General features: G+C 64.0%; 9 protein-coding genes. All 9 read left to right on the forward strand.

The window, feature by feature from the left end; genetic code table 11:
- Positions 1 to 45 precede the first annotated feature (45 nt).
- Positions 46 to 1,059, forward strand: a complete 1,014-nt coding sequence (locus tag ACG2LG_RS08150) for a glycosyl hydrolase family 28-related protein (RefSeq protein WP_396257966.1) — start codon at positions 46 to 48, stop codon at positions 1,057 to 1,059.
- A 359-nt stretch (positions 1,060 to 1,418) separates the two neighbouring features.
- Complete coding sequence (locus ACG2LG_RS08155) at positions 1,419 to 3,854, forward strand: SUMF1/EgtB/PvdO family nonheme iron enzyme (protein WP_396257968.1); 2,436 nt, start codon at positions 1,419 to 1,421, stop codon at positions 3,852 to 3,854.
- Positions 3,855 to 3,980: 126 nt separating this feature from the next.
- The gene (locus ACG2LG_RS08160; RefSeq protein ID WP_396257970.1) at positions 3,981 to 4,358 is read left to right on the forward strand and encodes a hypothetical protein; all 378 of its coding nucleotides are present in this window, start codon (positions 3,981 to 3,983) and stop codon (positions 4,356 to 4,358) included.
- 25 nt (positions 4,359 to 4,383) lie between these two features.
- The gene (locus ACG2LG_RS08165; protein ID WP_396257971.1) at positions 4,384 to 5,334 is read left to right on the forward strand and encodes a hypothetical protein; all 951 of its coding nucleotides are present in this window, start codon (positions 4,384 to 4,386) and stop codon (positions 5,332 to 5,334) included.
- A gap of 113 nt (positions 5,335 to 5,447) precedes the next feature.
- Positions 5,448 to 7,718: a DUF5703 domain-containing protein gene (locus ACG2LG_RS08170; protein ID WP_396257973.1), complete on the forward strand. Its 2,271-nt coding sequence runs from the start codon at positions 5,448 to 5,450 to the stop codon at positions 7,716 to 7,718.
- Between the two features lie 5 nt (positions 7,719 to 7,723).
- Positions 7,724 to 8,008, forward strand: coding sequence for a DUF5060 domain-containing protein (locus tag ACG2LG_RS08175; RefSeq protein WP_396257975.1), 285 nt, complete (start codon positions 7,724 to 7,726; stop codon positions 8,006 to 8,008).
- Positions 7,986 to 8,816 carry a DUF4038 domain-containing protein gene (locus tag ACG2LG_RS08180; protein ID WP_396257977.1) on the forward strand — a complete coding sequence of 277 codons (831 nt, stop codon included), beginning with the start codon at positions 7,986 to 7,988 and terminating at the stop codon, positions 8,814 to 8,816. The genes ACG2LG_RS08175 and ACG2LG_RS08180 overlap by 23 nt, the downstream gene beginning before the upstream one ends.
- Positions 8,813 to 11,161, forward strand: a complete 2,349-nt coding sequence (locus tag ACG2LG_RS08185) for a hypothetical protein (RefSeq protein WP_396257978.1) — start codon at positions 8,813 to 8,815, stop codon at positions 11,159 to 11,161. Before ACG2LG_RS08180 ends, ACG2LG_RS08185 begins: the two co-directional genes overlap by 4 nt.
- Positions 11,162 to 11,388: 227 nt before the next feature.
- Positions 11,389 to 12,507 carry a metallophosphoesterase gene (locus ACG2LG_RS08190; protein ID WP_396257980.1) on the forward strand — a complete coding sequence of 373 codons (1,119 nt, stop codon included), beginning with the start codon at positions 11,389 to 11,391 and terminating at the stop codon, positions 12,505 to 12,507.
- Positions 12,508 to 12,577 lie beyond the last annotated feature (70 nt).

The raw sequence follows: 12,577 nt of genomic DNA on the forward strand, positions 1-12,577 counted from the left end.
CACGCGCCGCGAAGTGCCCGAATCTCCACCCAGCCATCCAAGCCGATGAATTCCGGATTTGTTCTTACCTTGATTGTCGCATGGCTCTTCGTGCCACTCGTCCCCGTCCACGCCGCCACCTTCAACGTCACCGACTACGGCGCGGTGGGTGATGACAGCACCGACAACACCGCCGCGTTTGCGAAATGCATCGAAAAGGTCATCGCGGCGGGCGGCGGGAGGATGTATTTTCCCGACGGCGTCTACCGCGGCCGGATCATCATCCCGCCGCAGGGCGGACCGGGCTGGATCACGATCGAGATCGTCGGCGAGAGCGAACCGACGCCGGTCTTCGGTACCATCGGGTCGTTTCCCCCTCAGAACGGCGGCACCATCGTCAAAAGCCTGGAGACTTCCGGCGCCGCAGTAATCTCGGCACCCCCGGGGAATCTCTACATGGGCTTCTCCGGGGTTTACGTGGTGATCCGTAACCTGAATGTCCGGACCTACGACAATCCTCGTATCAGCGGCATCGACCTCAACCACGCCGCGCAATGTCGGCTGGAAAACGTGGTGGTTTCCACCGGCGTGTACAACGTGCAGGCCTCCCAGCCGACGCACGGCAAAGCCGGCCTTGTGACGCCGGCCAACAACAACGCCGCACTGACCATCCTGCGCAACGTCCTGGTCACCGGCTACGACACCGGCATCGTGGTCAACGAGCACACCGACGCCGACAACATCGTGGTCGCCAGCAACATTCATGGCATCAAGTTCAATACCGCCAACCACGCCTCGCGTTTCGGCCGGATTGGCACCTACCGCAACACCCACCATGTCACGGTCGCGGGCCGGCACGGATTCCTGATCCAGCAGATGAACACCGAACAACCGGGGCCGCGTCAGACGAATGAGCGGAACGCGTGGCAAAAGCTGGTCAGCGACGTCAACGACCCCGCCAGCCTCGGAACCGGCGACATCAACTACTGGGTCGTCGTCGGCAACGTGGGTCCGGTGGACACCTTCACGAAGATCGGTGGCAGCGGCATCCGGGCCCGGCGGATCGGTTCCGCTCCCTGATTTCGGGGGAGTTGGCGGGTTTCTTCACCCCGCCAGCAACGGCCGGGCAAGCGAGATCCAAAGCTGGCAGGGCAGGCCGGTCAGCGGCTACGACATCGGCACCGGCGCCGGCGCCGGTTGTATCGGCGCGACGCCCTGAGCTTCAAGTGTCGGACTGCGCACCTGCCGCGACCGCCCCGACGATTTCCTTCCTGGGGTAGGGGAGATGAGGCCCACCCTGCCCAAACAGGGGTAGGAAACTTCGGAAATTTTTTGGGAAAGTCGGTTCTTGAGCGGTGTATGAAGTTGGTAACCTTCGCCAGCCTTGAACCCCGCTGCCCCCGGCAGGATGGTCAATCGGTGAGGGCAACCCACCAACCATGAACATGATCAAGAATCTCTTCCTGACATTCCTCACCCTCGCGGTCGGAGCCGCAAATGCCTGGGCCGCCGACGAGGCCGAGTATGCGCGCATGCTCGAGCAGTTGCGCACGGAACTCACCGCCAAGCTGCCGGATACCGCGAAGACCGATCAGGTGAACGCGTTCCTGTCCAGTGACAAGCTCGACCCGAAGTTGGCGAAGTTTGTCGTCCTGCACGAGGCCACGCCCAAGGGCTTGGCGGAATTTGCGCAGCAGGGCAAGGAACAGGCGGCGCTCATCGACAAGTTGCTCTCGGACCCGCAGCTCATGAAACGCATGCTGGTCGCCGATGGCGCCAAGGACGGCAACTACGGTCGCGCGATGGAGATCTACACCGACATCCGCAAGGCCAGCGGGAAGGCCTCAAGTGGCGTGCTCGAGCGGCTGGCGCTCGCGATCGCCCTGGAACACGCGGTGCCGGTCAAGCAGGACAACCCGCCGGCGCTCACCGACGCGCCGGACACCGTCGATCCGGTGAAGCGCTACCTGCACTACGAGAAGGCCTATCTCGCCGGCGAACTCGACCCGGCCTTCGACACGCTGGATGTCTGGAGCCTGCGCATGGTCGTCGATGGCGACGAACCCGACGAGACCCTGACGTGGGGACGTGAAATGCTGCGCAATTTCCGGCCCGATCACATCTACACCTCGAACCACGGCTGGCGCTACACCGGCCTTGTCGGCAGCGACGTCCGCTACGGCTCCGGCGACGTGAAATATGACCGGCCCGAGTTGCAGCGCTACCAGAACATCCTCATGAATGGCGGAGTCTGCGGCCGCCGCGCGTTCATCGGGCGCTTTATCCTCCGCGCCCACGGCATCCCGACCATTGCCAAGCCCAGTCGCGGCCACGGCGCGCTGGCGCGCTGGACGCCCGATGGCTGGGTCGTCAACCTCGGCCCGAATTGGGGCGGCGGCTGGACGGGCACCCGCTATAAGAACGACCACGATTTCGTCGCCACCACCCAGGCCCGTCCCCACCGCGACGCCTTCCTGAAGGTCAAGCGGGCGCAATGGGCCGGCGACGTTGCGGGGGAACCGCGGCTCTACGGCGAGAACGACCAGGGCACGGCCGGCCCCTGGTATACCCTCTCGTTCCGCACCCAGCGCGCGATCATCGAGAAGGCCGGCACCAAGACGCTGGCCGCACTCGGCACCGAACTTGGCGAATCCAACTCGCCGCTGTCGGTCGCCGAGGAACTTCTCGCCACCGAAATCAAGCCTGAGGACAAGCAGATCGCCTACGGCGCGGACGGCACCATCTCGATTCCCAGCGCCGCCTTCAGCAAGCCCGCCGGCAGCACGCGGGACGTGCTGGTGATGCGCAGCTTCGCCGGCGGCCAGCAGATTTATCTGCCGCGTTTCGCCCGCCAGGGTCTGACGATCCTGCGCGGCGGCACCTGGAAGGACGGCATCGAGCGCTGCTCTCCCGGGGCGCGCCTGCTCAGCGGTGGCTACGGTCGATACAACGATTGGGGATTTCGGGCCGCGGTGACGCCTGCTGACGGCGCACCGCCGAAGGAATTGAGCCTCGACCTCGCCAACGGGGTGAAAATGGAACTGGTGTACATCAAACCCGGCACCTTCACCATGGGCGGCGAGCGCACGACCGATGGCCGCTTCGAATGCGTCGAGGTGCCGAAGCACGAGGTCAAGCTCACCAAGGGATATTACCTCGGCAAGTACGAGGTGACCCAGGCCCAGTATGAAGCGATCATGGGTTCCAATCCCAGCCGTTCCACCAAGGGCCCGGACCATCCGGTTGACAATGTCGGCGAGCAGGACGCCCGCGAATTCTGCGAGAAACTCGCCGAGAAAACCGGTCAGGAAGTGCGCCTGCCGACCGAGGCGGAGTGGGAGTATGCCGCCCGCGCGGGCACGGACACCAAGTGGTTCTTCGGCGACGACCCCTCGGCGCTCGGCGACTATGCCTGGTTCAAGGAAAACTCGGGCGGCAAGTCGCATCCGGTCGGCCAGAAGAAACCGAATCCGTGGGGGCTCCACGACATCTACGGCAACGTCTGCGAGCGGATCTCGGACACTTATGCCAAGGACTACTATGCCAAGGGCCCGAAGGTCGATCCGACCGGGCCGAGCCAGGGCGACAGTTCGCGTTTCGAATACCAGGTCAACGCGCCCCGTGCCGGCACCTATTCGCTGACGGCCAAGGTGGTCACCGCCAACTACGACCAGCGGCTCAACGTCGCCGTCAATGACAGCGGCTCCGCGACCACGCTGACGCTGCCCTTCACGCTCGGCAAGTGGCAGGATTCCGAGCCGGTCACGGTCACGCTGAAGGAGGGCGTGAACACCCTGCGCTTCTGGCGCGACAACCCGCCGCAACAGGGCATCTCCGTCAGTTCCTTCACCTTGAAGCCGGTTTCAGGCACCTGAGACGGCCGACAAACCCGACAGGAGCCTTCTCGGAGGAAGGATCCGGTCGACCGCCAGCTTTACAACGACGCCAAGCGCCCCTTGATGGTGTTTCCGGAGATCTTGATGTATCGGAACCACCGCGGCATGTTGGTCAAGAAGGACTACTGGAAACAACTGCAGGACGAGTTCAACAGCTACGATGCCGCGCTGATGAAAGGCGGCTGGCCCTACGCCGAGCGCTGGAACACCGACATCGCCTCCGTGATGTTCCTGTCATGGTTCCGGGATCCTTCCCAGTCCGTGGATGCGATTCTGAACGAATACGCCGCGACCTACTTCGGCCCCGCCACGGAGACCGGCAGGAAGCTGCTCGATCTGCTTGACGACGGCAACGCCGATCCGGAACGCAAACAGAAGATCCAAGCCACGCTCGCCACTCTCGAACGCACCGCCCCCGAATGGGTCAAACACGACTGGCGCTGGCAGGAAATCGTCACCGCCTGCGCCACGAAGAGCCGATGATGGGATCCGGGCGACTCGAGAAGAAATGAACGGCAAGAACCACCCTCCATCCATCGCCCACCGTTTCCCCTTCGCCCTGCGTGGCCTGATCGGAGTGGCCTTGGCCGTGCTTTGTTTCCAGCCCGCGGGCGCGGCGGGGGACTCGGTCCGGCTGATCCTTCGCCCGCAGGCGGACAAGGTGCTGGGAAGGCTCGGCGAGGTGTTCGAACGGCAGCTCGGACAACGCTGCGAGGCCAGGGTGAATCGTGAAGGGGAAGCAGCGCTCACCGTGGAGTTGGCGGTCGCGCCGGGGTTCGGCACGGAGGGATACCTCATCAAGGACCGGCGGGGCGGGGGAGTGCGCATCGTCGGCAACGACGTGCGCGGCGTGGTCGCAGGCACCGGGAAATTCCTCCGCACCTCGCGCTACGACCAGGGCGGCTTCACCGCCGGTACATGGCGCGGCACCTCGGTCCCGCAAAAACCCCATCGCGGCATCTACTTCGCCACCCATTTCCATAACTATCTCGTCTACAGCCAGTTATACTGGAGCGACCGCCCGGCGGCGGAAACGGTGGAGGAATACATCGCCTTCGAGTTCTCGCCGGATGTGGTGGCCGAGGTGGCGGAGGTCATCCGGACGCTCGAGCGGAACCACCGGATGCGCTGGTGGCCGGGGAAACTGGAAGGAGTACCGCTGCTCATGAACTGGTTCCCGTCACGGGGCGCAGAACCGAGGGACGATCCAGGCGCCGAGGAGGCTTACGCCACGATGCGGAAGGTGGACGCCGCCATGACGCCCCAGGCGAGGAAGTCATGGCGCTGGCGGCAGCTCTACCTGCGCGCCTTGCTCGATTCCGAACTGAAAACCAATGGCGGCAGCCCGAACGACCTCTGCAACGAGGCATTCGCCGAGTTGATCGAAATCTATCATGCCGAGAACGCCATCGGCACCGTCCGGCCGCCCCTGCCAAAGGGCTGGAAACGATCGGAGTGAGTCGCGCTCCCAACCCGGAGCAACCGTGCTTTTGCAGGGCCGAAAATTTCCAAATGACGGAGCACCAGATTCCCAAGGAGTCCCAAGTTTCCGAATCCTGAAATCCGAATCCCATGAATGCGAAACCAATCATCACAGGAATCATCAGCGCGACCTTTGCGGCGTCTTGCCTGGCGGATGAACGGGTCGATCGAACGGCACCCGGGATCGATGATGTCATCTGGGATTCGCCGAGCGACGATTCCCTCGGCTCGATGCCGCTCGGCAACGGCGATGTCGCCGCCAACGTCTGGGTCGAGCCCACCGGCGACCTCGTGCTGCTGCTCTCCAAGACCGATGCCTACGACGACTTCGCCCGCCTGCTCAAGATCGGGCGCGTCCGGATCCAGACCGACCCGCCCTTGGTTCTTCCCGGCGTGCCATTCAAGAAAAGCCTGAAGCTGCGCGACGGGCACATCGAGATCGCGGCCGGCGAGGTGATCGTCCGGGTCTGGATCGATGCCCACCATCCGGTGGTGCAGGTGGACCTGCATAGTCCGCAGCCGGTCTCGGCCAAGACTTCCGTTGAAATCTGGCGCACGGAAACGCGGATGCTTGACCGGGTCGAGGGGCGCGAGAAGGAATCGCACAGCAGCTATGAGAATTTTTCCGACCTGTGCAAGGTGCACCCCGACACCGTCCTGCCACATGACGGCTTGGGCATCGCGTGGTGCCATCACAACACCGAGTCGATCTGGGAGCGCAACATGCGGCACACGGGGCTGGAGGAGGAGATCTCCAAGCATCGCGACCCGTTGCTGCAACGAACCTTCGGTGCGGTGATCCGGGGCGAGGGCATGCGGGCGGAATCCGACCTGGTGCTGGCAAGCGCGGAACCCTCCACCGACCAGCGCATCCAGATCACGGTGCTCACCGACTTCGCGGACTCGCCCGCCGAATGGCGGAAGCAGGCGGACGCCCTGGCCGCGCGGATACCCGCCGACCACGCGGCCCGCTTTGACGCGCACCGTGAATGGTGGCATGCGTTCTGGGATCGAAGCTGGATAGGCATCGGCGACGACTCAAGCGGGACTGAGCGTTCTGACCCGCAGGTAGTCAGCCAGGCCTACGCCCTGCAACGTTACATCAATGCCTGCGCCGGACGCGGCAAGCTGCCGATCAAGTTCAACGGGTCCTTGTTCACGGTGGATGAGGTGTTCGATCCCGACTACCGGCGCTGGGGCGGCCCGTATTGGTTGCAGAACACCCGGCTGCCCTACTGGTCCATGCTGTATTCGGGCGATTACGAGCTGATGCGGCCCCTGTTCCGGATGTACCGGGACCAGCTTCCCTTGAGGGTGGCGGCCACCAAGACCTACTTCGGCCATGGCGGCGCCCAGTTTCCGGAGACCGCGCATTTCTGGGGCAACTACGCGGATGGCAATTACGGGTTCGAGCGCGGGGACCTGCCCCACGGGACCACCCAGAACCAATTCATCCGCCGCCATTGGGTGGGCATCATTGAAATCGTCGGCATGATGCTGGATTACTACGAGGCAACCGGGGACACCGCATTTCGCGACGACACGCTCATTCCCATGGCGGTGGAAACCTTCCGCTTCTACGACCAGCATTGGCAGCGGGACCAAGAGGGCAGGATCCGCTATGATCCTGCCCAATCGCTCGAAACCTATTGGGATGTGGTCGACCCGACGCCCGACGTCGCGGCCATGCGGTATCTGATCCCCCGCCTGCTGACCCTGCCGGTGCCCGGCGCCGTCCGGGCGGAGTGGGAACGACAACTGGCCGACCAACCGGAGATCCCGATGACCGGGGAGGGCGGGGAGACCCGGATCGCCGCGGCCAGGGAGATCAAGAGCAGGATGCGCAACTTCGAGAATCCCGAGTTATATGCTGTTTTCCCGTTTCATCTCTTCACCCTGGCCACCGCCTCGGAGGACGGGTTGCGGACCGCCATCCGCAGTTTCCACGCCCGTCGCCACAAGGTCAACATGGGCTGGCAGCAGGGCCCCATCTGGGCGGCCATGCTCGGGCTGACCGATGAGGCGCGGGCGATGGTGGTCGAACGGGCGCGGGACAAGGCCAAAGGATACCGTTTTCCGGGCTTCTACGGGCCCAACTACGACTGGACGCCGGACCAGGACCAGATCGGCGTGTTCCAGATCGCGCTTCAGCGGATGCTGATGCAATGCGAGGGCGATCGCATCCTGCTGCTCCCTGCCTGGCCGGAGGAATGGGACGTCCATTTCAAACTCCATGCGCCCCGGCAGACGACTGTCCAAGCGCGGGTCAAGGACGGCAAAGTCGTGGCTCTGAAGGTGCATCCCGAATCGCGTCGCGGCGATGTGGAAATCCGCAAGCCGTTCGTGATCGCTGAACCATGAGACCAATGAGGAAGTTCGCATTGACGGTCATGCTGGCGGCGCTTCCGGCGACGGCGGCGGAAGTGAATACCGTTTTCGAGGCCGCCTTCGAGTCGTCGAAGGTCCGCGGCAATCCCTTCCTGGAAGTCGAAGTCGATGTGTTTTTCAGCAAGGACGGAAGGGAGTGGAAGGTTCCCGCCTTCTGGGATGGCGGCAAGACGTGGAAGGTCCGTTTCGCCGCTCCGGAGGAAGGGGAATACCGTTACCGCGCGCTACGGCGCCTACCCGGTGATCTGGATCCTCGGCGGTGAGACGGAGAAGAAGCAGGGGGCATGGCATGAGCTGGCGGAATATGTCGATGCCATCGATCCCTTTGGCCGCTTGCTGACGAATCACAGTTCCCATCTGCGAGGCGCGCTGGAGGGGCATGCGGTCTTCGACTTCGACATGGACGCGACCGGTCATGACTCGTGGAAGACGGTGAGTCAGGTGCTCGCCAAGCTCAGGAAATCGGCGGACGACAGCCCGCTGAAACCATTTGTCAGCGGTGAGTCGTGCTATGAGCTCCACATGCAGCAAAACCCCGACTACCTGCAGCGGTATCAGTTCTGGGCCCTGATGCTGGCCGGCGCGGCCGGTCACACCTACGGAGCCGCCGGCATCTGGCACATGGGCACGCCGGAAGAGCACGGCAACTGGGGAGGCTGGGATCATCAACCCTACGACCTGACGACCTGGAACGAGGGCATGCACTTCCCGGGCTCCGCCCAGCTCGGTCGGGGCAAGGCACTGCTCGAAAGCCTGCCGTGGCAGCAGTTCGCGGAGCATCCCGAATGGGTCGGGAAAGATGCCTTTGCCGCCGGGATCCCAGGCAGGGTGCGGGTGATCTATCAGCCGATCCGCGGCGTTTACCAGTGGGGCGGCATTGCGATGAAGGGAATCCAGCCCGGATCCTGGTCGGCCTTCTATTTCGACCCGGTTTCCGGACGACGCTACGATCTGGGCGTCCACAAGCTCTCCGGCGAGTGGAAGTCACCGAACGTGCCATCACCGCAGGACTGGGTGCTGGTCATGGAGCGGGTGAATCGTTCCGACAAGATATCCAGCCCCGCCAAATGACCGCACGCATTCTCTTCCCCGTTCTTCTCGCCTCTTCCCTGCTTGCGGCAGGGCAGGAGCCGTTCCAGCCGCTTGAACGCATCGGTATTCAACCGGGCGGCGACAGGGCGCGGTTTGTTCACGCCGGCTCCAAGGCGCCTTTCTTCGTGAAGGGCTTCAACTACGTGCGCCTGCGGGGTGACCACGCCACCTTCAATGCCGATACCGAGAACACCAGGGCGCACTACGATCCCGAGCAGGCCGAGGCGATGTTCGGTGCCTTGAGCCAGGCGGGCTACAACACGGTGCGGGTGTTCATCATCGGCCGCACCAAGGTCAATCCCGGCATCGCGGGGGACTTCGGGACCACCGGGGCGCTCTACGAACCCTACATGGAGAACGTGCTGGATTTCCTGCGCCGGGCGACGCGCCATGGGATCCGCGTGTTTCCGACCTTCGGCGACGGTGGCATTCCGCTCAATGCTTACTATCGACACCGGAATATTCACGGCAACGGTCACAACAAAAACGCCCTGATTCTCACCAGGGAGGGGATCGATGCCCGCGTCGAACATGTCACTTCGTTCCTGACCTACGTGAAGGAGAAGGAGCCGCGCCTCCTGCCCACCTTGCTGGGCTTGCAATGCCAGAACGAAGCCTATCTGCGTGCCGACCAGTGGCCCTTCACCATGAAGGAGGGAGCGTTCACCGCGGCCAACGGCAGGACCTATGACATGGCTTCCACCGACCAGCGGCAGGCGCTGATGGACGAGGGGTACCTTCACTATCATGAACGCATGTTGGCGGCCGTGAAAGCGATCGATCCGGAGATGCTGGTGGCCGAGGGGGTCTTCGTCCCGCGGGCCGTCGGCAAGGACCCGGCGGTTCACGCCGGGGTGTGGCCCGGCAAGACCAAGGACGAACGCTACCCACCCACTTTGACGTCGCTTGGCGCCGGGCCGCTCGATTTCCTCGATGTGCATTTTTACCGGAACAACCGGAACGAGTCGGTGGACGAGGCCTTCCGCCTGAATCTGGCATCGACGGGGTTCTTCACGCCGGAGATGGCTGGGATCCTCAGGCGAAAACCCGTCATCATGGGCGAACTCGGAGCCTTCGACCATGTCGAGGAGACCTTCGGGGAGGCCGTCGACAGCATGGTGCGGGTGCGCGACCTCGCGCTGGATGCCGGCGTTAGTGGCATGTTGTTCTGGACCTACGACTGCTTCGAACAGCCGCGGCTTCATCATGCGGCCACGGATTGGCCCCTGTTCGTCCGCAAGATGGGTGACTTCGGAGAGCCCGACAATGGCGTGCTGGTGGGTGTCAACTACTTCGCCGGCTGGTGGAAGGAGCTGCCAAACAAGTGGCACGGACAGGGCTGGAGTATCGATCAGCCGGACTGGCGTCCCGATTATCCGGAGCGCGTGCCGCTGCTCGGCGAATACAATGACCAGGCCACCATGGATCGCGAGATCGTGGCGGCCGCCGGCCACGGCGTCGATTTCTTCGCCATCCTCTGGTACTTCCCGAAGCCCGGCGGCCGGGAGACCCAACACGCGCCGCGGCTAAACCGGGGCCTCGAAACCTTCCTCACCTCACCCGAGGCCGGGAAGATGCGTTTCTGCATCGAATACTGCAACTCGCCCAATTTTTCGGCGGTGGGTGAGGAAGAGTGGGCCGCCTGCATTACTCCTTGGGTGGAAGCGATGAAGCACCCGAGCTACCTGCGGGTTGACGGTCGTCTGGTGTTCAAGATCCACGGCATCACCGAGTTCCTGCGGGCGAATGACAACGACCTCGACCTCTGCCGGCAGCGTCTCGACACCCTGCGGGCCGCGGTGCGCGATGCCGGCCTGGGCGAGATGATCATCGGGGTCGGGATTTCCGGCCAAACGCCGCCGCTGGGTGCCAAGTGGCCGCCGGCCGCACTCTTCGATTTCACTGGCACCTACATGTGCGTCCCGGAGGTCGAGGAACGAGCCGCCGAGCACTCCTACGCAACGCTTGCCGCCCAGGCCCGCGGGACGCTTGCGAACCGCGTCGACGATCCGCTTCCCTGGATGCCCTACCTCGCCGCCGGCTGGAACCCGCGCCCGTGGACGTATCCCAAGGCACCACCGCACTACCAACGCTTTTTCAGCTTTCCGACCCGTGACGAATGGGCCGGGGAACTCCGGGCAATGAGGGATGCGCTGGCGGAACACCCGTCACTCGGGTTGCCGCGCAAGGACGGCACCATGCGCAAGGCCTTCACGATCTATGCATGGAATGAATTCGGAGAGGGAGGCATCGTCGCGCCGACCCAAGGCAATAAAACTATGATGCTGGAGGCGATCCAGGACGTGTTTGAAGAAGCCGAATGAACAACCCGGGAATGAAATCCGGATCCACACCTTTCGTTCCCCGATTCTCCGAACGGCAACCCCGGAGCGGAGGAGCCGCGCCGGGTGCGACTGGGCATCAGGCCTGAGGAGGTGGAAGCCAAACCGGTGCAGGAATCCGCCTTTTTTTCCCGTAGTCCACCCGTCCCGTTGGGCGAATGAGTTCCACCCAGCGCAACTCCCTCATGTCCCTGTCCCGCAGAAAATTCATGGCGATGGCCACTGGCACCGGCGCGTCGGTCGCCGGATTCCGCTCCGCCCGGGCCGCCCGGCCACTGGCGATCAAGGACTTTCCCGATGCGGCATCCGGTCCGGGCGCGGGATGGACGACGGTGGTGTTTCCCGACACCCAGAACTACGCCAAGTTCGCCAAGAACCAGCCGATCTTCGAGTCGATGACGCGCTGGGTCGCGGATCACGCGAAACCCTGGAACATTGGGCTCGCCCTGCACGTCGGCGACCTCGTCGAACAGAACGACATCGCCGTGGGCGGCGGCCGGGGCTGGGGCGACCGGAATGGTGCCGAGCAGTGGGCATCGGCGAAACGGGCTCTGTCGATCCTCGACGACCGGGTGCCCGTGATCATCGCGACCGGCAATCATGACTACGGCGAACGCAACGCCGAAGACCGCCGCACCCGCTTCAACAACCATTTTTCCCTCACCGACAACCCCCTGGTCGCCGACGGCCGCGGCCGGGGGATCTGGATTGAATCCGCGCCCAACTCGTTCGGCGCGCGGACGCTTGAGAACGCGGCCTATGTGATCACTCCGCCGCACGGCCCGCCGTGGGTCGTGGTCGCCCTCGAATGGGGCCCGCGGAAGGCGGCGGTGGAATGGGCCTCGCAGCTTATGGCCCGCCCGGAGTTCGCCTCGCACCGCGGCCTCCTGCTTGTCCACTCCTACCTGAACGATGACAACCGCCGCTGTGGCGACCACTCGCGCCCCGGAAATGCCCATTGGTATCCCACCGGGAAATCCGGCGACACCCACGACGGCGAGGATCTTTGGAGAGCCCTCGTCAAGCCTGCCAGGCAGATCGATCTCGTCTTTTGCGGGCACGTCATGGGACGCCACGTCGGCTATCGCAGCGATCCCAACGACCACGGACGGAGCGTCCACCAGATGCTCTTCAATGCCCAGGGCCTCGGCGGCGGCTCCGACGAGCGGGGAAACGGCGGCGACGGCTGGCTGCGCCTTCTCACCCTGCGACCCGATGGTCACACGCTCGATGTCAGGACGTTCTCGCCCCACTTCCTCGCCACCGGCAGGGACCCTTGGCGCCGTGGAGTCGACCACTCTTTCACCCTCCGCCTCGATCCGGTCTGAGAGCCGGTGTGCCGTTGATGTCGTGAAGGAAGGCGTGCCGCTGGCGGAGGATCCCCGGCCTGCCCGCTTT

This window comes from Haloferula sp. A504 (assembly GCF_044385805.1).
In the GTDB taxonomy this organism is placed as follows: Bacteria; Verrucomicrobiota; Verrucomicrobiia; order Verrucomicrobiales; family Akkermansiaceae; genus Haloferula.